The organism is Micromonospora lupini str. Lupac 08, from assembly GCF_000297395.2.
Classification (GTDB): Bacteria; Actinomycetota; Actinomycetes; order Mycobacteriales; family Micromonosporaceae; genus Micromonospora; species Micromonospora lupini.
Genome location: NZ_HF570108.1, coordinates 4,865,896 through 4,887,274, shown reverse-complemented (window position 1 = coordinate 4,887,274; position 21,379 = coordinate 4,865,896). Strand labels below are relative to the sequence as shown.

Genomic DNA, 21,379 nt, shown 5'->3' with positions numbered 1-21,379 from the left:
TCGCCACATCGTGCCCTCGGCTCTCCGAGGACCCTGCCGTTCTGGTGCCCGGCGTTACCGAGGGCCGATGCGGCGATCGCGCACTCGTCGCGCTCAAGCCGCCTCGACGCGGGGCCGGGAGCGAGCGGCCGGCATGGTCGCGCTGGGCGGGGGTAGGTGACAGGCACCCGAGACGAGGTGAGGTGGGATCATGGCGGGATCGTGGTTGCTGGGGCCCGACGCCGGCGCCCAGGGCGAGCGCCCGACGGCGGTGCTGATGGCGGTGCGCGGCGACGACGGCGCGGCCGACAGCGGAACAGGCTCGCTCACCTCGCTGACCGAGCTGCGCCGGCTCGCCGACACCGACGGTCTGACCGTCGCCGACGAGGTGGTGCAGAGCCGGTCGCACCCCGACCCGGCGACCTACGTCGGCTCCGGCAAGGTCGACGAACTGGCCGCGCTTGCCGAACGGGCACACGCCGACCTGGTGATCGCCGACGGCGAACTGACCCCCGGTCAGGTGCGCAACCTGGAGGAGCGGATCGGCGTACGGGTGGTCGACCGCACCGCGTTGATCCTCGACATCTTCGCCGAGCATGCTCGCACCAGCGAGGGCCGGGTGCAGGTGGAGCTGGCGCAGATCGCGTACCAGTTGCCCCGTTTGCGGGGCGGTGGCCGGACGATGTCGCGTGTTGGCGGTGGTCGGACGGCCGGCGGCGCGGGCATGGGTGTCCGGGGTCCCGGTGAGATGCGGCTGGAGACCCAGCGCCGCACGCTGCGGCAGCGGGCGACCCGGTTGCGCCGCAACGCCTCCGAACTCGCCCGGCGTCGTGAGCGGACCCGCAGCCGGCGGGCCCGTAACCAGGTGCCCTCGGTGTCGATCACCGGATACACCAACGCCGGCAAATCCGCCCTGCTCAACCGGCTGACCGGTGCCGACGCTCAGGTCGAGGACGTGCTGTTCGCCACCCTGGACCCGACCGTCCGCCGGATCAGCACCGGCGAGTTGACCTATACCCTCACCGACACCGTGGGTTTCGTACGACACCTGCCCCACCAACTCGTCGACGCTTTCCGCTCGACGCTGGAGGAGGTCACCCGCAGCGACCTCGCGCTGCACGTGGTTGATGCCTCTGCTCCCGACGCGCTGGACCAGATCACCACCGTGCATGGAGTGCTGCACGAGATCGGCGCGCGCGACGTTCCCGAGCTCCTGGTCCTCAACAAGATCGACGTAGCGCCGTCGGAGTGGGTCGACGCGCTCTGCCGGGTCCACCCGGACGCCGTCGCGGTCTCCGCGCGCACCGGGGCCGGCATCGATCACCTTCGGGCTGAGCTCGCCCGGCGGGTACGTCATCAGTGACCCGCTCGCCCCCGGCTCCGGATCGACCAGGGCGGCGGGACCGGGTCGGCCACTCCGACAGCCGGCTCTGACGCCGGTGCGCCGCGAGGTCGCGCTTCGGGCTGTGCGCGAAACGGTGAACCGGGGACCGAGGCCGGGTCGTTTGTCGCAGCCGCGGCAGGGAAGTCGCGCTAACCCACGACGACCCGCCGGCAGGAGAGGACGCCGACGATGAGCGACCGTCCGGCCGCCGCGCTGTCGGCGCGTGCCGTGGACACGGCAGCGCGCCTGACCCTCGGGGTGGAGGAGGAGTTCCTGTTGTTGGACCCGGCGACGGGGGAGAGCTTGCCGGTCGCCGACCGGGTGCTGGCGGCCCTGCACGGTGCGACCCGGGAGCAGAGTCGGCAGGAGTTCCGGCACAGCATGGTATAGATGGTCACTCCGGTCTGCACGGACCTGGCCGAGCTGCGGGCGCACCTGGTGGCGCTGCGGCGCGCCGCAGCCGACGCGGCGCAGAATGCGGGTGCGCGTTTGGTTGCGGTCGGTGCCACTCCCGTGCGCGAGTCTCACCGGACGGTGCCGGACGAACCGCGCTATCACGCCATGTCGCGGCGGTTCGGCCCGGTCGCGCACGATCCTGCGGTCTGTGGCTGCCACGTGCATGTGGGACTGCCCGACCGGGAGCTGGCGGTGCAGGTCTGCAACCACCTTCGGCCGTGGCTGCCGATCGTTCAGGCGCTCACCGCCAATTCGCCGCTGCACGACGGCGCCGACACCGGCCACGCGAGCTGGCGTTCCCTGCAACTGCAGCGCTGGCCGTGCCGATGTTCCGGCGCCGCGGTTGCGTACCTGCCTGCTAGCGGCGGCCCACTGGCGAGCCGCGCACGAGGGGCTGGACGGCCAGCTGATCGACCTGCGCTTCGGCGGATCGCGACCGGCCTGGGAACTCGTGGAGGAACTGCTCACCAGGGTCGGACCGGCGCTGGTGTCCGACTCCGGATGATGCGTTACACGTTGGCCTCACTTCATGGGTGACACTCCGCCGAGTGTTGGTGGAGTTGAGCGTGACGGAGCAGCGTTACCGTGCAGTGCTGGAAGTCGAAGCTGGCCTGTCCGTGACGGAGGTCGCCGAACGCTTCGGCGTCTCACGTCAGGCCGTGCACCGCTGGTTGGGCTGGTATCGGGATCACGGCTTGGACGGCCTGGCCGACCGGTCGCACCGACCGCATGCGCATCCCGCCCAGACCCCAGCTGAGGTAGAGGCGGTGATCTGCGAACTACGGCGCAACCATCCCCGATGGGGGCAACGGCGGTTGCACTATGAACTGGGCCGTCGTGGTTGCACTGGGCCTGTCCCGTCGCTGAGCACCATCTACCGGGTGCTGGTCCGTCACGGACTCATTGATCCGGTTCCCCGCCGTCGTCGTCGGGAGGACTATCGCCGTTGGCAGCGTGAGCGGCCGATGGAGCTGTGGCAGATGGACATCGTCGGCGGCATCCAGCTCGCTGACGGTGGTGAGGCGAAGGTCGTCACCGGCGTCGACGACCACTCCCGATTCTGCGTCATCGCCGCTGTCGTCCGGCGGGCCACCGGCCGGGCCGTCTGTCTCGCCTTCGCCGAAGCCCTGCAGCGGTTCGGGGTGCCCGAGGAGGTGTTGACGGACAACGGCAAGCAATTCACCGCCCGGTTCGGCCGCGGCGGTGGAGAGGTGATGTTCGACCGGATTTGCCGGGAGAACGGCATCACCCACCGGCTGACCAAGCCCCGCTCACCCACCACCACCGGCAAGGTCGAGCGATTCCACCAGACCCTGCAACGCGAACTACTCGACGACGTCGAAGTCTGGTCTGATCCGGACGAGGCCCAAGCAGCGATCGACGCCTTCCGGCACGAATACAACACGCAGCGGCCTCACCAGTCCCTCGGGATGGCATTCCCGGCTGACCGATTCGCCGCCCAGCCGGCCCAGGAACAGCTGCCGCTGCGGCTTCCGCCAACGCTGGTCACCACCATTCCCGCACCCCGCCGGCCGGTGCCGACACCAGTGCCGCCGCCTCCGTCATCCACCGGGCAACCCGTCGTCCCACCAGTGCCAATGGCGACCGGCGATGACGTCGGCCTGGCCGTGGAGGTCACCCGCCTCGTTCCCGCCTCGGGCAACCTCACCGTCTGCGGACAGCAGTTCTGGCTCAGTCCCACCCGGGCCGGACTCCCGGTCACCCTCTGGGCCGACACCACCGTTGTCCACCTGCTCATCGACGGCGTCCGACTCAAGACCGTCCCGTCCCGCCTCACCCCAAACCACCTGGGCCAACTCCTCGCCGACGACGGCAAACCTGCCGGGCCACCACCGATCACCACCGGCCCCGCCCGGGCCGGCGCCCCGATCGAGGTCGAACGGCTCGTCAACGCCACCGGCCTGATCGGCCTCGCCGGCCGGCAACACCCCGTCGGTTACCACTTCGCCGGACAACGCGTGACCGTCCGCCTCGACCGCGGCCTCATACCGATCACCACCGACGGCGTCCTGCTGCGCAGCCTGCCCAACCCCCTCACCACCGCCGAGATCGCCCGCATCCGCGACGCCCGCCCCGCCGGACCCCCACCGCAGCCCGCAGCCCGCAGCCCAGCCGCTGCGGGTCGAACGCCGCGTCAGCTGCCGAGGGGCCCTGGTCATCGCGGGCCAGCGCATCCACGTCGGGATCGCCAGGGCCGGAGCAACCCTGACCGTCGAAGCCGCCGACACCACCTTCCGCGTTTACGACGCTGACCAGCTGGTCACCGAAGTGCCCCGCACCACCGCCAAGCCCGTCGCCCGGTTCAAGGCACGCAAGCCAGAGTCATCCCGGCGGCACACCAGCCATCCCGGCCATATGCCAGCCTGACGACATGTATACGGAGAAACGCATCCCGCTGCTCTGCAGCTACGACAGCGACGCCGACACGGCATACATCTACCTCGACCACCCCATCCCACCGGCCGCCGCACAGCGAGTCATACCGTTCGATCCCGATCAAGGCATGTTCAACCTCGACCTCAACCCCGAGGGCCACGTCGTCGGCCTGGAAATCCTCGGTGCCCGCAGCCGGCTACCGCCCGCTCTCCTGCAAGCGATACTGAAGAACCAAGATCAGACAGAGAACAAGCCATGATCGTCTAGCCGGACGTGTCACCCAACATCTGACACCGATGCGTCACGCATCAACTGGAGCTCGACAGTCGGACCGGCGCTGGTTCGGCACGGCGACCTGCCGTACGTCCGGGAACAGGTGGCCCGGCTGCGCCGCGAGGGCACCGGTGCGGCCCGACAGCGGCGGATCATCGCCCGCACCGATGGCGACGGACGTGCGGTCCTGGATCATTTGGCCGCCGAGACCACCGCCGGCTGAGCATCGAGGCCGGGCGCCGCCGGCGAGCCCGCATGGTGCGGATGCTCACGCTGGCCATCGCCACCGCCTCGTGAATGCCTCCACTGAAGTCTCTACCTCAGGTGAGGTCGGCCGGCCACGGCTCGCCGGGCCAGTTGCTGGAGAACGGTCCGCAGGTCCGCCGTACGGTGGGGCCGGGAAACCACCGGCCGCCCACGCCGCCATCGGGCGGGGCGGCCGGATGGTCAACGCGATCGAGAGGGACGTCCGGGCCGAATGACTCAAACCTTCCGCCCGTGATTGCCGCTCCACGTCGTTCCCTCTCCGGGTTGTCCTGTGGGCTGGCTCGGATCAGCTGTCGGCCGGCTTGCGCACCGCGTCGCGTACCCGGTCGATGACGGCCAGCACCGGCCCGGCGGCGAGATTGCCCTTCGCTGACTGGGCGCTGGGGTGCGGCCGCGTAGGCGCGGACGCCTCCGCCGCCCGGACGGCCGTGGCGAGGCTACGAAGCCGGTCGACCGGGACGTGCTGGCGAAGCTGGGGGAACTCGTAGCGCTCCTCGTACCGGGCGTGGGTGAGCACGGCGTCGCGCAGCAGGACGATGCCGGTGTCGAAGCCGTCGGCGTCCACGCCACCCTTGATCAAGGTTTGCAGGGTCTCCTTCGCCTGCCGCTCCTCGTCGAGCCGGTCGTCGACCATGGCGTCCCCACCCCCACCGGGCAGTGTCCGAGCGAGTGGGTGAACGACCTCCTCCTCAGCGGTCTCGTGCGCGGCGAGGAGCTTGACCAGGTCGTCGAAGGCGTCGCGCCGGGTGTCCCCGGTGCCCCCGACGACCAGCAGGAAGAGCTGCTCGATCTGGGCGTGCTGGGCGAGCAACAGGTCGACCACATCCTCCTCGGGACCTGGGGTGACCGGGGTGTCGGTGTCAGGCATGGCTGCCTCCCTGGGCGCGTAGCGTCTCGACCGGGTGCGGGCCCTCGGTCTCGATGCGGTACTCGTCGCCGAAGCGTTCCCGGTGCATGTCGATGACCTGCTCGCTCGGCGGCTTCTGGCCGTCGTGCAGTTGATCCTGCATCCACTCGAAACGCTCGTGGGCCTCACGGACGTAACCCTCGCCGAGCTTGGTGAGGTCCATCTGGGTGGCCAGCAGGTGGCGCAGGTAGTCCTTGTTGGGCTCGAAGGTCAGCGGCTCGGGCAACCCGGCGCTGCCGACGATTTCCTCCGGCTCCCGACCGTCGTGCCGACGCAGCAGGTCGGCGGCCTGCTGGAGGTGGGCCAGCTCCATCTGCAGGTGCAGCTCCCAGACCGCCTTGATCCGGGGGTCGCTCTCCTGTTGGAGGAAGGAGTAGTAGAGCCAGCACTCGTTGTACTCGTGGGTGAGCAGCCGCTCCCACCAGTTTTCGCCCGGGTCCAGCAGTGACTCGTAGTGGGTGACGTGCTCCTGCTCGATGAGGCTGATCTCCTGGTAGAGCTGGCGTGCGATCGGTTCCATGTACTGCGGGCCGACGTTCATGTAGTAGAACATCACCTGCTGCTCGGCCGAGAGGATCGTCAGCGCGTGCAGCTTCGAGCGGGGGTCCACCGAGTTGCGGTCGTACGGGGTGCGCACCTCGTCGAAGGGGTGCCGGTGCTCCTGAATCGTCGGCCGGCCGGGCATGACCTCGGTGAGACCGTCGACGATCTTCTCCGCCTTGCGTCGCTCGACCATCTCGTACAGGTTGGCGTAGCGGTACAGGTGGTCGAAGTCCTCCAGCACGCCGAACTCGTACGCCTGCTTCAGATACGGGTCGGGTTCGTGGCGGGCCACCCAGGCGGTCAGGTCGACGGCCACCTGCTCGTAGCCGAGCGTCGTTTCGAGCACGCTGGCGACGCCGGGAAGCAGCCAGTTCACCACCCGCTGCTGCTGGCTCTCCACGTACCGGACGTAGGCGAGCTGCCGGCGCACCTCCTGGTCCGGGCAGTTGCGGGCGAACTGATGCTGGAAGTTGATCGCCTCGATCTCGATGCCGTTCATGGTGATGATCCGGCACCTGGTGTACGGGTCGACCGCCTCCGGGTCAATGGGCTCGACGTTCAGCTCCCGCCAGTTACGGATCTGGCCTTCCAGGGGAATGCCTTTGTGATCTAACGGATTGAACACACCTTCTCCAACCATCGGGGGTGAACGGACTTGCCCCGGCTTCTGGGGGAAGCGCCTCTGTCCGGGGCACCACAACGGCGCTGGCCCGTCACGGCCGCGAGCGCCGCAGGAGGAGAACGTGCTGAAGACATGGCGCCTCCCCTGGTAAGGGCTGGCACCCGCCTCGACAGCGTCGAAACGGGTGACCACGGAGGGCGCATGTCTTGACCCGACCGTCCCCCTACCCTCGGCCGGGCGGTTAACACCAGATCGATGTGGTTGACCTCGCCGGCGGAGCGAACGTCTACCCGTTCACTGCGGTGGCTGCTCGACGAGTGGCAGAACCGTGCCAGCCGATCTAGGCTCTCCTCTGGGTCAAGCCACGTGCCCACCACGATCCCGAGTCTCGGGGTCCGCACGTGACGGACGACCCCAGCAACCGCAGCGGCCGTGAAGGCGCACCTGATGTCCCCTAATACAGGTTCGTGCGGACGCCTGCCGGCCCGCCCCGATCTGGACACGATGCGGCCTCCCCACCCGGAGGTCGCGACGATGCCCACATCGGACAGCGGAGGATACCTATGACCACCGTCTCGACGGGTCGGCCCGCGCCGACGAACAGCGTGGCTGACCGCAGCACCGCGCCCGACTCGCCGGCCAGCCACCTCCTCGCCGTGCTGGTCGCGCTGCCGGCTGACCATCCGTCCAGGCCCGCCGCCCGGACCCGGGCCATCGAGGCCTGGCTTCCCCTGGCCCATCACCTCGCCCGACGCTACAGCGGCCGCGGCGAGCCGAACGACGACCTGACCCAGACGGCGGCACTGGGCCTGATCAAAGCGATCGACAGGTTCGATCCGACGCGAGGGATCGAATTCGCCAGCTACGCGATCCCCACGATCGTGGGAGAGATCAAGCGCCACTTCCGTGACCGCACCTGGGACGTCAGGGTTCCCCGGCGGTTGCAGGAGCGGCGCTTGGTCATCGCCGAGGCCAACAACAGCCTTACCCAGCTGTTGGGCCGCTCGCCGACCGTCGCCGACGTCGCCCGACATCTCGACCTCACCGAGGAGGAAGTCCTCGAAGGGCTGGAAGGCGCCCGCGCCTACAACGCGGTCTCACTGTCCATCCCGGTCGGCGATGGCACCAGGTCCTTGGAGTTGGGCGACACCCTCGGCGGTGACGACAACGAACTCGCTCTCGCCGAGCTGAGGGTGGCTCTCACCTCGGCCCTCGCGCGCCTTGACGACCGGGAGCGGAAGGTCGTCGCGCTGCGCTTTCACGGCAACCTGACCCAGCAGGAGATCGCCTGGCAGGTCGGGGTGTCACAGATGCACGTCTCCCGACTGCTGACTCGCGCGCTGGCCAAGCTGAGGGTGCAGCTCACTGCCACCCCTTGAGGAGCTGGTGCCCTGCGGCGGTCGGTGGATCGGCCGTCGCAGGGCCATCGGCGCGCTCGCCGTACCGGCACTGTCCGCCCGGTCCGCTCTCCTCACCGCGGAGACCGGACCGGCCTGTACGAGCTGTCAGTCGAGGGCGTCCTTCACCTTCTTGACCACGTTACTCATTCCTTGGGCGTGTGCTCCGGCAGCGTCGCCGGTTTTGCCGGGGCCACGTGAGCCGTCGTAGGTGGCGTACAGCTTGGGGTCGGGCGGCGGGGGCAGGGCCGTGTCATCGGTGAGCGGTACCGGCTGCGGAAGGTAAGTGAGGTCGGGTCCGCCAATGAGGCTCGGCCCTTGTGCCCAGCGGCCCTCGCCGGCCTGGCTGTCGGTGCCGAAGCTCCAGAACGTGTGGTTGTGGTCCTTGTTCTCCTCGTCGAAGTTGGAGTTCTCGATGCCGTGGTCGGCGTAGCCGTCGGCGATGAGTTGCTCGATGCCGAGCAGCCACTGCTGCTGGTGGTAGGTGTCGCGGGCGAGGTTGAAGCGCAACATCTCCTTCACGCCCGGGTCGTCGGTCATGTTCATCACGCGGCTGGTCTGCAGCCGGCTCTGCGCTTCGGCGGCGACGTTGGAGCGGAAGTCCGCCAGGAGGTTGCCGCTGGCGACGATGTAACCGGCGTTCCACGGGACGCCCTGGCTGTCGCGAGGCAACGGACCGCCCCCGCCGACGATGGCGTGCTGGGGATTCATGCCGCCGATCACGGCCGCGAGCACCGGATTGGCGGCGACGGCCTTCTCGGTGGTCTCGGCGGGGGCGCCTTCGAGCAGCCGGGCCAGCATCGTGGTGAGCATCTCGACGTGGCCGATCTCCTCGGTCCCGATGTCCATGATCATGTCTTTGTACTTGCCAGGGACTCGGCACGTCCAGCCCTGCCAGAGGTACTGCATCATCACGGTCATCTCGCCGAACTGGCCGCCCAGGATTTCCTGTAGCTTCGCGGCGAACAGGGCGTCCGGCTTCTCGGGTTTGGCTTGGAATTGCAGATATCGGTCGTGGCGGAACATGGCGGCCTCCTATCGGCGAACGAGCACGCCGCCCGTCGGCGACGTGCTCGCCGCATCCCCATCCAGTCGGCCCGTCGGTGCCATACCGCGGCCTCTGGGGGCCATGACGTCGTAACCAGGACGCTCAGACCTCGCCGCCTGGCTCCTGCACCGGGAGCATGGTCAGGTCCGTCTCGGCCAGCCGGGACCAGAACCGGGCCAGAGTGGCCGCGCCGGCCAGCAGGACGTCCACGGAGACGCTCTCGTCGCTGTCGTGCCAGCGGTCCTCGGGCAGGCCGGTGCCGAAGAACAGCACCGGTGCGTCGAGCTTGCGGGCGAGCAGTTCGGCGGGTCCGCCGCCGGCGTTGGCCATCCGGCCGACGGGCCGGCCGAAGCCGTCGCTCATCGCCGCGGCGAGTACCGCGACCGCAGGATGGTCGGCCGGGGTGCGGTACGGCTCCTGAGCGGTCTCCTCGGAGATGGTCAGCTGGTATTCGACGCAGTCGCTGATGGTGTCGGCGACCCACCGGCGCAGCCGTTCGGCGACATCGGCGATGCGCTGGTCGGGGACGGTGCGGATGCTGAGGCTGGCCGTGGCCACCGCTGGCACCGCCGCGCGGGAGGCGCCAGTGATGTCACCGGCGGCGACGGTGAGCACCTCGGCCGCGGGTCGGGTCCAGAGCCGTTCGAGGACGCTGTAGCCGTCCTCGCCGCCGATGCTGCGGGTCTCCGAGCGGGCCAGCCAGTCCTCGTCGCGGTAGGGCAGCGCGGCGAGCTCCTCGCGGAAGTGCTGCGGCGGCTCGTCGACGTCGTCGTAGAAGCCGGGCAGGGTGATGCGGCCCTTGTCGTCGTGCAGTGCGGCGAGCAGTTTGCTCAGCTCTACCGCCGGGTTCGGTGCCGGCCCGGAGACCGCGCCGCTGTGCACATCGCGCAACGGTCCGTACACCTCGATCTCGGCACTGATCATGCCGCGCAGGCCCATGCAGACGGCCGGATGCTCCTGGTGCCACAGCAGCGTGTCGGAGAACAGCACGAGGTCGGCGGTGGGTCGGTACTCGTCGAGCAGGTCCGACAGCTGTGTCGAGCCGGTCTCCTCCTCGCCCTCGATGAGCAGCTTGATGTTGATCGTGGGTGCGGTGCGCCCGCTGGCCGCCAGATGGGCCCGCAGACCCCACAGGTGCGCGAGGACCTGGCCCTTGGCGTCGGAGGTGCCCCGGCCGTAGATGCGCCCGCCGCGTTCCGCCGGTTCGAACGGCGGGGTCTCCTCCCACTGCTCGTCCTTGGCCGCCCGGACGTCATGATGGCTGTAGACCAGCACGGTGGGCGCGCCCGGGGCGGCGCACCACTCGGCGTACACGGCGGGTGCTCCGTCCCGGTTCCACACCTGCACCACCGGGAGTCCGAGGTCGCGCAGGGTGCCGGCCAGCCAGTTCGCCGACCGCAGCACCTCGATCTCGCGCTCCGGCAGCCCGGCGACCGATCGGATCCGCACCCACCCGATGAGTTCCTCGACCAGGTCCTGGCGGTGCGCGTCGAGGTAGGCGTGGATGTCAGACGTCACGGATGCCTCCAATGGGGCGGAACGGTCATGGGTGCCGCCACGGATTCAGGTGTCCGTCGGCCCGGCTGAACCGGAAGCTCCCCAGGGCGCCGGTCGTGGCGAGGACGTAGAAGACGCACGGCGCGGGGTCACGCAGGAGGACGGCGGCCCTGGCATCGGCGGCGATCCCCTGGGCCTGAAGCAGTGCGCTTACGCCGTATGCGCCGAAGAACCTCACTGCGGACAGGTCCACCGCGATCACCGGTGCAGGCCGGCGGCACACGAACTCCACCAGTTCGGTGAGCAGGTGGGCGTTACTCATGTCGATCTCACCCGAGACGGTGATCAGTTTGACCGATCCGTCGTCGGTCAGGGCCAGTGACATGATCGGCTCACGGAGCCTGTCGCGTTCCGATGGGGTGGCAGGTCGGGGCCTTCGGCCGGTACGAGGTATGCCGTCGGTCAACATGGCGCCTCCGCTTTCAGTGGGGCTGCCCGCCGTAGGGTGCGAATCTGCCCGAAGGCGGGCGGTGGAGGGCGCATGTCTTGACCCGGGATGGTCCCTACCCTCGCGAACCGGCGGTACACGTCCCAGCTACCGCACGTTGCGATGTCCAAGCGCACGACCGGGGGTCTCGCCGGGAGGAGTGCTGACTGTCGCCATTACTGTGGTCAACCCGTCGTTGATCATCGGGCATGAGCGCGAGTCGGGTTGCAAGCCGTGGTCGCCGCGGACTACGGCGCGTGCTGGCGGCCCGGACAGGGGTACGTGCAGCGGGTTTGCGGTGGCCTGCCACCCATCCAGGCCCACGACGAAACCCAGGTCGCGCTGCCCGGTATGGACGGCCCTGCCGCACGGCGTGCTGGGCGGTCATCGGGGGTGGTCTCACCGGGTCGGGCCGGGTCGTCGGCAGACCGGTGGCCTCGACGAGCGGGTCCGGTCGTACCCCGACGCACGACACCAGGGTCCGCGACGGTAGGAACCGGCCGTCGGAGAGGTGTACGCCGTCGGCGGTGGCCTGGGCGACCGAGCTGCCCAGGCACACCTTGATTCCGCGCTCGCGCAGCACCCGCTCGGCCACCCGGGACATCTTCGCCCGCACGTGGGTGCTACCGCCGCTCGTCAGCGACGGCCGGTGCGGGTCTCGGAGACGTGCCGTCGTAGGTGGACAGATCGACGCTGATCAGGGCTGGGTGGATGGGACTTCGCTGCCGGCGGGCCGACCGTGCGGGCCACCGTGGGCATGGGGGATCGCTCGGCGGCCACATCCCGGGATCGGCCGGGGCGGTGGTGGCGCCGTCGAGGCGCGGATGACGAGCTCGACCGGTTGGTCGGCCGCCGGTGGAAGCTCGACGTCCGGCTTCTCGATGACCTGTACCAGCAGTGCGAGGCCCTGCCGCGCGGCCTCGTCGAACGGCTGCCGCAGGGTGGTGAGCGGGGGAGTGACGTAGGCGGCGACCGGGATGTCGTCGAACCCGACGACGCTGATGTCCTCGGGCACCCGGCGCCCGGCCTCGAGCTGCGCGCGGATGAGACCGATCGCCATGTCGTCGTTCGCGGCGAACACCGCGGTCACGGTGCCGTCGCCGGCCAGTTCCCGGCCCGCCGCGTAGCCGGAGGCCGCCGACCAGTCGCCCTCGACGACCGGCGGCTCGTCCGCGCCGTGGGCTCGCAGTGCCTCGCGCCAGCCGGCGAGACGGTCCCGTGCCGAATACCACCGCTGCGGGCCGGCCAGGTGATGGACGGTCGCGTGCCCCAACTCCAGCAGGTGCTCGGTCGCGGCCCGCGCGAGCCGGCCCGCGCCGACCCTGGCGGTCACCACCTGCGGCGCGGTGAAGGTGGGCGGCGCGCCGAGGACCAGGACCGGCACGTCCACGCTGATGAGGCCGACGCCCTCGTCGATCGGCTCGGAGATGACGACGCCGTCCACGCCCTGGTCCAGCAGCGACGCCAGGGCGCTCGCGATGCCGCCCGGGTCGCCTTCGATCGTGGTGGCCACCCGCAGCGTGTAGCCCGCCTTCCGAACCGCCCGCTCGATGCCTGTGAGCCACGACGCCGGCCCGTACAAGGCGCTGCCGAGCGTCACCACACCGATCGACCGGGTTCGCCCGGAGGCCAGCGCCCGGGCCGCCTCGTTGCGCCGGTAGCCGAGCTCCGCGGCGGCGTCCAGGACCCGCCGGCGCACGTCGGCCGAGACATACGGCTCGTCGTTGAGGACCCTGGACACCGTCTTCTGGGAGACGCCGGCCAGCCGCGCGACGTCCACGCTGCGCGGCGTCGGAGGGCTTCCACCCGGCCTCGCCAGTCGCGTCACGGCACCTCCCATCGCCAGCCATAGTCCTGTATGATTGCGCAGTCATGTCTACGCCATCAGACACTCACCACCATCAAGATCTTGTAACCCGCCCCTGACGCAGGCGAAGCACGTTCCTTGCCGCCACCCTAACCCCAGTTTCGAACCGAACGAGGCAGGCCGGCCGCCCGCCGACTTCACCAAGACCCACAGTGCTGTCCACGCCTGCAGCGTGTCACGCGGCCGGGCGCCGCAGAGGCGAATCGGTTCGCCATTTGATCGGCGTCGCGTCGTTGGGTCGGCGACACGGAATGCCTGAGCGTGATGCCCTAGTGCTCCGGAAGGCCGTACTCATGGGCGGCCACTCGGAGCTTGCGATGCGTCAGGGGCAGGAAGTAACCGCCTTGAAACCTTGACTTCACGCTCGGTGTCCCCATTAATGCATACCTATGTATTCGGCCGCAGCCACCCCGTCCCGGGTGGACGGCGACGCCGGCAGACTTGTCGAATCGATTCGAGTATCGGCCTTGAGGCTGTGCCCTGAACCGGTGTTGCGGAGCTGCCGGGTGAGTCACAGGAGGTAACCGTGCATCGTACGAACGTCCACTGGGGTGGCCGATTGTCGGCGTCGGCCAGAGGGCTTGCCGCGACCGTGGCGCTCGGCCTGACCCTGACGCTGGGCAGCCTGCCCCTGGCGAACCCCCGGTCGGCCCTGGCCGCGCCGGGCGCGACGCAGAGTGTCGCTGCCGCCGGTGTCGACGGTGTGGCGGCCGGGAATGCCGCGGTCGCCTCGGTCGACCTGGCCGGGACGTGGACCTTCACGCCCGCGGGCCGGGCGGCGACCACGATCGCGGTACCCGGTGGCGGCTGGTACAAGCAGGGCTTCACCACCGTGAACGAGGCGGTGTACTCGCGCAGCATCACGGTGCCGGACTCGGGGCAGCCGCAGTCGACCTGGATCGAGTTCGGCGCCGTGAACCACCAGGCGACGCTCTCCGTCGACGGCCGGGTGGTGGCGACCCAGACCACCGGGTTCACCCCGTCGAACTTCGACATCAGCGCATACGCGGCGCCCGGTACCACCCACACGATCACCGTGAACGTGAAGGGCCGCGGCGCGTTGAAGGCATCCAACGGCCGGTACCTGGTGCCCGACGCCGCCACGTGGTCCGAGGCGGTACCGCAGGGGATCTTCGGGTCCGCGTTCCTGCGGGTGTACCCGGCGGTGTACGTCAGCGACACATTCGTGCGTCCGTCGGTGGCGAACAAGACGCTGACCTACGACGTGACGGTGCGGAACACGTCGGGCAGTTCCCGGTCGGTGACGTTGACCGGGTCGCTGTCGTCCAAGAACGGAACGGCTTTCAGCTACCCGGATCTGCCCAGCCGTACGGTCACCGTGGCGGCGCGCTCGACCGTGACCGTGACCGTCGGGCCGATCGCGTGGAACCTCGACAGCACCTCGTACTGGTGGCCCAACGTGCCGTACCGGTCGGGGTACCGGGCGCAGCTGCACGGTCTGGCGGTGCATGCCGTCACCGACGACGGCCGGACGAGCGACGCCGAGTACCGGTTCGGGTTCCGGGAGGCCACCCAGAACGGTGACTACTACTACCTCAACGGCGTGCGCGTGAACTTCCGCGGCGACAACCTCCAGGGTGCCGACTACGACCGGATCAACAACGGCGGCAAGGGCGACGCGTACCACACCCTGCCCGGCTTCCTGCCCCCGTCGTCCGGCAACGGCGGCTGGCCGCAGGCGGTGGACAACTACCAGCGGCTGAACTACAACGTGGTGCGCATCCACCAGGAGCCCGGAAGCCCGTACATGTTGGATGTCGCCGACGAGATGGGCCTGATGATCATCGACGAGGTCGCGATTCGTGGCTCCCAATCCTCGCAGGAGTGGAAGGAGTCCGTCGGGCACGACAACATGGTCAACCACGCCCGTGCGCTGGTCCTGCGCGACCGCAACCACCCCGCGATCATCCGCTGGAGTCAGAACAACGAGCCGAACCAGAGCGGCCAGGATTCCGAACAGTTCGAGAAGGAGCTGTACGCGGCGATGAACGGCGCCGACGGCACCCGGCCGATCATCGCCGAGGTGGGCGTCGGCAACAATGTCAGCCTGTATCCCGGGATGACGTACGCCAACTTCGCGGTGATCCCGCACTACGTCGACGGCTTCGGCAGGTACGGGGAGGGCCTGGTCAGCGTGAACGGGCGGCCCGACGGCGAGGGCGAGTTCATCTGGCCGGCATGCAACAACAAGCAGGGCTTCGAGTGGTTCGCCACGGCAACCATGGCCAAGCGCGGCAAGGGCGCCACCGACCTGCGCCCGTACACGCTGCTGTCCGCCTGGGCCAGCGTCGTGCCCGGCGTGCGGTCCACCGACTTCACCCCGGAGGAGGGCGGTCACCCCATCTACGGCGCCGACAATCTGCCCGACCCGTGGGGCAACCCGCAGATCCAGCGGGTGCAGGCGGCGTTCAACCCGGTGGCCGCGGTCGACCTCCCGTACTGGTCCGCCTCCGGCAATTCGGACTCCAACGGCACCTTCCCGCTGCCGCAGGCGGTACCCAGCTACGCCCGCAACGCCACGGTGACCCGCACCATCACCGTGTTCAACGACGACTTCACCAACACCTCGGTGGGCTTCACCTGGACCGCCCGGCTCGACAGCCCCACCGGCGCGGTCGTCGCCTCCGGCAGCAGCACCCTGACCGTCCCGCTCGGTTCACGGGTCACCCAACCGGTGTCCTTCACCGCCCCCGCCACCGGCAGCCGCGTGTACCTGCAGCTGTCGACAACGAAGTCCGGCAGCACCGTCTTCAGCGACTCGGTCGAGTACCTCAACCTCGCTGGAGGCGGCGGAACCGGGCCGACGCCGGGCACGTACCGCATCGTCAACCGCAACAGCGGTAAGCCCCTCGCCATCGCCGGTAACTCCACCGCCGACGGCGCCAAGGCGGTCCAGCAGAGCGGCACCCCCACCTGGACGGTCAGCGCCAGCGGGGACGCCTACACCCTGCGCTACACCGCCTCCGGGAAGGCCCTCGACGTCAACGCCGGCAGCACCACGGCAGGCCTGCAACTGCAGCAGTGGACGGCCAACGGCGGCGCCAACCAGTCGTGGTACCTGCGGCCCACCGGTGACGGCTACTACACCATCGTCGCCCGCAGCAGCGGACTGGCGGCCGACGTCTCCGGTGCCTCGACAAGCGACGGCGCGCAGGTCGTGCAGTGGACCGCCAACGGCGGGACCAACCAACAGTGGCAGTTCGTAGCCTCCTGACCAGTGGCAGAGGTGAGTGTGAAGTTCGGCCAGTAACGGGCTGGTGATTGTCGCGCCGACTCGGGGGCACGGTTTGTGCCCCCGAGTCGGCCGCGATGCAATCACGGTGGGACACGAGCGACCGATCCGGCCAGACGCGGGTCCGGTCCGCTCGCGGACGCAACTGAGCCACCAACATGGTCGGGTCTAGGGCCTCGACAACCGCTGCGACGAGCGACTGGTACACCGGTTGTACCGGGGTCGCGGCGGCCATGTCCCGTGTCTCGGACGAACACCTTGCGAGCCGCCACTGTCCCTGGTCGAAGTGCTGGACCGGGCGTTGGCCTACGTTGACGGGCAGGCCGGCGCGAACGGCCAGCCGCCGCTATCGGTACCGGTGTGGAGTGAGGCGCAGCGCGATCCTGCACTCGCCGATCAGAGGCCGCTCATCTCACGGAGTCCCTGCTGCGACTGCTCGCCAACTACCTCGACTGTCCGGTGGGCGCGCAGGCCGGGCTGGTGGAGGACGCGCCGCAGGCGGCGCTGACGTCGGGGTGGTGCGCGGCGCCACCGCGGGCGAACGGTGGGCACGGTCATTCCGGCCAGGACGGGGCCCGGATGCCTCGAGGAGTTCGTCCGTGTCGTGGCACCAGGCGCTACAACCAGTACGGCTGCTCACTCTGGGAGTTCGGGGTTTCCTGACGAGCAATGTGCGCCCCGGAGAGGGCGGCGGAAGGCGGACCGTCGCGGGCGAGCACCCGCCCGTCTCAGGCCCGGACGGCCGGGGGGTCAGCTTGTTGTAGGCAGGCCAGTGGCATCGGCGGTCGTGCCAGGTGCGGTGTCTCGGTGGTGCGGGCGGGCTCGGCGTGCTGCCGAGCCCGCCCGTTCGCAGTCCGATCTGTCTCAGGTGCGGTGAATCTTGCCCTGCGGCTTGTCGGTCGGCGCGTCCTCGATCAGGTTGTGTGCGACGTTGGCCGTGGTCATCACGCTAGGGACACGAGCCGGAATTGTTGATTGGGTTGTCCGTGGCAGTCGTAGAGCTGGATCTGGGCGCCGTTCGAGGTGCTCCAGACGTCGAGACAACGTCCGGACTGGACGCTGCTGATGGTGCCGTTGGAGTTGACGTTCCATTGTTGGTTCGTCTGTCCGTGGCAGTTGTAGATCTGAACAGCGGCACCGTTGCCGGTGCCTGCGGCGTCGAGGCACATGGTGCCGTACACCTGTAGTTGTTTGTTCGCGGTGTAGGTCCAGGTCTGGTTGATCTGCCTGTTGCAGTCGTAGAGCGTCACCCGGGTCCCGTTGGTGCGTGAGGCGTTGGGCACGTCGACGCATCGGCCGGACTGGGTGCCGACGATCTGACTGGCAGACGTGGGTGGGACGGTCGGCGAAGCGGTGGGAGTCGGCGTGTTGGTGGGGGTCGCCGTCGGAGTGGTCGGCGTCGAGGGCAGCAGGGGGCAGGTGCTGCGGTAGGTGACCACGCCGCTGGAGTCCAGCAGCGGGCAGAGGAACTGGCTGTACCGGGCGTCGTTGTCGACGAACATCTTGACGAACGGCAGCATGGTCCGGACCAGCACCGGGTTCGACCGTCCGACCATGAACCCGTGGTCCGCGCCGGCGACCTCCAGGTACGCGCTCTCCGTCGTGGCCGGGAGGCTGTTGTACAGACCGGTGGCGTAGGACGGTGTGACCACCGTGTCCGCCTGCCCGGCGAAGACCATGGTGGGTACCCGGTCGTTGGCCAGGTTAGACGACGGCGAGTACGGCGCGATGCCGACCGCTGCCTTCAACGACGAGCGTCGGGTGGCCGCGCTCAACGCGCCACCGCCGCCCATGGAGTGACCGGCGACCGCCAACCGGGTGGGGTCGACCCGGTCGCGTACCGGGCTCTGCTGCGTCAGGTAGTCAAGCGCGGCGAGCAACTGGGTGCCTCGCGCCGTGTCGAAGTCGTTGCGGCTGTTGGTCTCGATGCCGATCACGACGAAGCCGTGGGAGGCCAGCCACGGGCCCATCCAGGCCAGTTCGGCGGAGAACAACGCGGTGTAACCCGGCGAGATCGCGATGGCCCCGAAGGTGCCCTGGCTGGTGTCGGTCGGGTAGTAGATCCTGCCACCGTTGAAGCCGTACCCGGTCGGGACGCTTACCGAGGTGTTGGCGAAGGGGCCGTTCACGGCGGTCACGCTGGTCCGGGTGGGATCCGGGCCCCGCTGGTACGGGTTGTCGGCGGCCGACGCCGACCCGGTCGCCACCGTCATGGTGAACATCCCGACCGCGGCGGCGATCCCGGCCGCGGCGAGCTTGAACAGCCGTCCCCGAAAACGAGGGGACATTCGGTCGGCACGAGTGTTCTCCGAGGGCGGGGGATGGTTGGCGTGTCCTCGCACTGTCGGTACCTCCTGGTGGTGGTTGGGTGGGTGCGGGCGGGCTTGCTCGTGTGCCGAACCTGCCCGCCCCGACGTTGTCCGATCGTCAGCGTTGCAGCGTCAGGAGACCCGACCGGTACGGCCGCTGTTGGCCTTGCCGGGGGAACGGGTTGCTCTCCGACGTGGCCTGTGGCGTCGACAGGGTCGTCGTGTAGGCGCTGTCGCCGAGCCTGTTCGCGGCGACGGCGGCGCCGACGTACCGCCCGGACTGGGCGGCGGCACCGAGGGTCGTCTCGGCGGCCTGGGCGAGATTGGGCAGCAGGGCTACGACCAGGACCGCAACTATCGCAGGCGTTCCGGAAATCGCGAGCGTTCGGAGTCTGGTGCGCCCGGCAGTGAGCCTGACGGTGGCGTGCGGCGCCTCCAGCTGGGAAGGATCTTGTTAACGTTCACACTGATCGATGGGTCTCAGGCTGGCAGAAAATTCCAGGATTTTCAACCGGTAGTTTCGGGCCTGTTACGGCTCGGAGCGGCCGGGCCGAGTCCGTCGTGGACGGCAGGTCAGATCCGCCGGCCTCGGGCCGAGCGGCCGGCGCCGGCGGCTGTCACCCGATCACGGCGCTGAGGCTTCTCGGGCTGGACTCAAGGGCAGCTCGTTACTCGATCGGGGGCCGGGTGGCCGGCGGCAGTGGTGCTGCTGGGCAGCCCATTGCCCGGTCGCACTGCCCGTGGCCGGGGGGCCGGCCCTCCCAAGACGGCCGGCCCCCCGCGTCACGCCGCCGCTCGGCTCATCGCCGCACTGGCCAGCCCGTTCAACGTGGTCAGGTCGGCCGCCCCCAGGTACGAGTCCGACATCATGACCACCACCACGTAGTGGCCGACCGCGGCGGCGACATAGCCGACGTAGCGGTCGCCCTCGTCGTAGGTGCCGAGGAACAGCACCGTGTCCGGCCCGAGGTGGTCCTCGGCGACCGGGTCGAAGCCCTCCTCGTCGCCGCCCGCCCCGCACCGGGCGAGCTGCGCCTTCAGCTCGGTGATGTACGCCTGTGCCCCATCGCGGCGGTACCAGGCGACGTTCTCGTAGATCCGAAATCGGGTACCGAGGTCGGCCGCCTCAGTGCGGCTCACGACCGGCCGCGGCACGGGCGTGTCCGCGCACGGCTGGGGTAGCAGCGACCAGACCAGCCCGTCCTCCACCGGCCCCGGCACGGCCCCGCCGAGATCGTCCGGCTGCAACATGACCCGGTCAGGGATCCCCCGTGGCCGCTGCTGCGCCGCCGCCGGCCCGTTCGCCGACACCAGCCCCAGGATCACGGCCGTCACCACAATCAGTGTCCTTCGCATGCGAACCATCCTTCAGCTCGCCGGCAACCTATGGATGGGCATGCGTACTCAGCTGTTCCTCAGTAGAGCAGCCGAGGCCGCCGCGATCCAGCCGCGCTATGGCGCCTGCAACCACTCCTCGACCACGACGAGGTCGGCGTCCGTGAGACCGGAGTCGGAGGCGACACGGTGGAGCAGCGCTCGCCCAGGGTGGTGCGCGGCGACCCAGGATCGATCAACCTCGGTGATCTCGTCGTCGACCCAGACGAACGGGCGTCCCGCTGCGGCCTCGACGAGGGCCCGCGTCTTCCAGTGCAACTTGGCAGTCCAGTCGTCCTCGGAGAAAACCGGATCGTCGATCTCCGGCAGCTCACCCATGTCCACCACCGGCAACGTGGGCAGGCCGAGCAGTGGCGCTATGACCTCGTTCGCATCCTCCATCCACGCCGTCGCCCACATCAGATCGCAGGACAGCGCCAACAGACGCGGTCCGTGTGCAAGCGTCAGTCTCGCCAGGTGCTCTCCCACCAGCGTGCCGCTCTTCGCGGTAGCTCGCTGGGCGTTCGCGCAGCCTCCGTGTGGGTTGCTCGGAGGCCGCCGGCCCAGGTGCCGCCGGCCGCACGGACATACGAATCGGCGGTGACCGTCCCGGGAGACGGTCACCGCCGATCGCGTGGTCGAACCGGTCAGGCGGCCGAGCAGGCCGCGTTCAACTCCTTGATGGCGGCTTCCAGGGCCTTCTTGCTGGGCTTGGCGTCGGCGGACTCGTTGTACGCGTCGCTCAGGCCCATCATCTCGTTCTGGATCTTGTCGGCGGCGGCGGTGACTGCCTCGTTGGCGCCTATCGAGTGCGCTATGACCGCGGCCGAGCCGGCGGCCCACTGGGCACTGACCGCGATGTGTCCGGCCGGCGGACCGATCTTCTCGGCCTTGGTGATCTTGGCTGCGTTGTCCTTGACGTCCTTCTTGATGTCGGCGCAGGCCTTCACTGTGGCCGCGTCGTTTGCCGCCGCGCTGGTCGCGGTGGTGGCCGCACCGCCGGTCGGGGCGGCGCTCGAGGCCGCCGCGGACGGCGAGGTTGCGGTGCTCTCGGATTCGGGCTGCGGATCGCAGCCGGACATCGCGATCGCCGCCGCAACGGCCAGGCCAGTCAGGACGAGTCGAGTTCGGTTCATCGATGTTTCCCCCGTGATCTTCATGTTCGGCGCACGCTACCAGCCTCGGCCGAACGGGTGGGATCAGTTATCGGGGCCGACGAGCACTGCGCAGGGCGCTGCGCGCACGCCGTCGACTATCGACGCCTTGAACATCATGTCGGTACGCTGCACGCCAACGATGCCGGTGAATTCGAGGAGGCA

15 protein-coding genes and 3 pseudogenes are annotated in these 21,379 nt (G+C 69.3%); 7 read left to right on the top strand and 11 right to left on the bottom strand.

Going from position 1 to position 21,379, the window contains the following annotated elements:
• The first annotated feature begins 190 nt into the window (after positions 1-190).
• The 5 genes and pseudogenes from hflX to MILUP08_RS36880 form a co-directional block, all read left to right on the top strand.
• On the top strand, positions 191-1,342 hold the full coding sequence (hflX, locus tag MILUP08_RS23285; protein ID WP_007462302.1) for a GTPase HflX: 1,152 nt from the start codon (positions 191-193) through the stop codon (positions 1,340-1,342).
• 210 nt (positions 1,343-1,552) lie between these two features.
• A pseudogene (locus MILUP08_RS34835) lies at positions 1,553-2,306 on the top strand (carboxylate-amine ligase); the annotation flags it as partial.
• Between the two features lie 61 nt (positions 2,307-2,367).
• Positions 2,368-4,207 (top strand): annotated as a pseudogene (locus tag MILUP08_RS23270) (IS481 family transposase).
• A gap of 4 nt (positions 4,208-4,211) precedes the next feature.
• Positions 4,212-4,475, top strand: a complete 264-nt coding sequence (locus MILUP08_RS23265; RefSeq protein WP_007462292.1) for a DUF2283 domain-containing protein — start codon at positions 4,212-4,214, stop codon at positions 4,473-4,475.
• Positions 4,476-4,541: 66 nt separating this feature from the next.
• Positions 4,542-4,712: pseudogene (locus tag MILUP08_RS36880) on the top strand (carboxylate--amine ligase); the annotation flags it as partial.
• 330 nt (positions 4,713-5,042) lie between these two features.
• Here MILUP08_RS36880 and MILUP08_RS23260 read toward each other — a convergent pair.
• Positions 5,043-5,624: a hemerythrin domain-containing protein gene (locus MILUP08_RS23260; RefSeq protein ID WP_007462288.1), complete on the bottom strand. Its 582-nt coding sequence runs from the start codon at positions 5,622-5,624 to the stop codon at positions 5,043-5,045.
• Positions 5,617-6,831 carry a hypothetical protein gene (locus tag MILUP08_RS23255; protein WP_007462285.1) on the bottom strand — a complete coding sequence of 405 codons (1,215 nt, stop codon included), beginning with the start codon at positions 6,829-6,831 and terminating at the stop codon, positions 5,617-5,619. Before MILUP08_RS23255 ends, MILUP08_RS23260 begins: the two co-directional genes overlap by 8 nt.
• A 560-nt stretch (positions 6,832-7,391) precedes the next feature.
• Here MILUP08_RS23255 and MILUP08_RS23250 point away from each other — a divergent pair.
• Positions 7,392-8,207 (top strand): SigB/SigF/SigG family RNA polymerase sigma factor, encoded by an 816-nt coding sequence (locus tag MILUP08_RS23250; protein ID WP_007462282.1) that lies wholly within the window; start codon positions 7,392-7,394, stop codon positions 8,205-8,207.
• Between the two features lie 126 nt (positions 8,208-8,333).
• Here MILUP08_RS23250 and MILUP08_RS23245 read toward each other — a convergent pair whose 3' ends face one another.
• From MILUP08_RS23245 to MILUP08_RS23230, 5 genes are all read right to left on the bottom strand, one after another.
• Complete coding sequence (locus tag MILUP08_RS23245; protein WP_007462280.1) at positions 8,334-9,251, bottom strand: manganese catalase; 918 nt, start codon at positions 9,249-9,251, stop codon at positions 8,334-8,336.
• A gap of 124 nt (positions 9,252-9,375) precedes the next feature.
• On the bottom strand, positions 9,376-10,791 hold the full coding sequence (locus tag MILUP08_RS23240; protein ID WP_007462279.1) for a M20/M25/M40 family metallo-hydrolase: 1,416 nt from the start codon (positions 10,789-10,791) through the stop codon (positions 9,376-9,378).
• Positions 10,792-10,816: 25 nt separating this feature from the next.
• Positions 10,817-11,155: an STAS domain-containing protein gene (locus tag MILUP08_RS23235; protein ID WP_051065794.1), complete on the bottom strand. Its 339-nt coding sequence runs from the start codon at positions 11,153-11,155 to the stop codon at positions 10,817-10,819.
• Positions 11,156-11,333: 178 nt separating this feature from the next.
• The gene (locus MILUP08_RS34830; protein WP_237747286.1) at positions 11,334-11,861 is read right to left on the bottom strand and encodes an FAD-dependent oxidoreductase; all 528 of its coding nucleotides are present in this window, start codon (positions 11,859-11,861) and stop codon (positions 11,334-11,336) included.
• A 93-nt stretch (positions 11,862-11,954) separates the two neighbouring features.
• Complete coding sequence (locus MILUP08_RS23230; protein ID WP_007462273.1) at positions 11,955-13,085, bottom strand: LacI family DNA-binding transcriptional regulator; 1,131 nt, start codon at positions 13,083-13,085, stop codon at positions 11,955-11,957.
• 565 nt (positions 13,086-13,650) lie between these two features.
• Between MILUP08_RS23230 and MILUP08_RS34825 the strand changes: the two genes are divergently transcribed.
• Positions 13,651-16,359, top strand: a complete 2,709-nt coding sequence (locus MILUP08_RS34825) for an RICIN domain-containing protein (RefSeq protein WP_007462269.1) — start codon at positions 13,651-13,653, stop codon at positions 16,357-16,359.
• A gap of 962 nt (positions 16,360-17,321) precedes the next feature.
• Here MILUP08_RS34825 and MILUP08_RS23220 read toward each other — a convergent pair.
• The 4 genes from MILUP08_RS23220 to MILUP08_RS36070 all read right to left on the bottom strand — a co-directional run bounded on the left by MILUP08_RS23220 (position 17,322) and on the right by MILUP08_RS36070 (position 21,196).
• On the bottom strand, positions 17,322-18,665 hold the full coding sequence (locus MILUP08_RS23220; RefSeq protein ID WP_039906502.1) for a poly(ethylene terephthalate) hydrolase family protein: 1,344 nt from the start codon (positions 18,663-18,665) through the stop codon (positions 17,322-17,324).
• Positions 18,666-19,469: 804 nt separating this feature from the next.
• Positions 19,470-20,042, bottom strand: a complete 573-nt coding sequence (locus tag MILUP08_RS23215; RefSeq protein WP_007462263.1) for a hypothetical protein — start codon at positions 20,040-20,042, stop codon at positions 19,470-19,472.
• A 96-nt stretch (positions 20,043-20,138) separates the two neighbouring features.
• Entirely contained in the window at positions 20,139-20,462 is a 324-nt protein-coding gene (locus MILUP08_RS37455) for a hypothetical protein (RefSeq protein ID WP_237747178.1), read from the bottom strand.
• A 245-nt stretch (positions 20,463-20,707) separates the two neighbouring features.
• Complete coding sequence (locus MILUP08_RS36070) at positions 20,708-21,196, bottom strand: hypothetical protein (RefSeq protein ID WP_007462259.1); 489 nt, start codon at positions 21,194-21,196, stop codon at positions 20,708-20,710.
• Positions 21,197-21,379 lie beyond the last annotated feature (183 nt).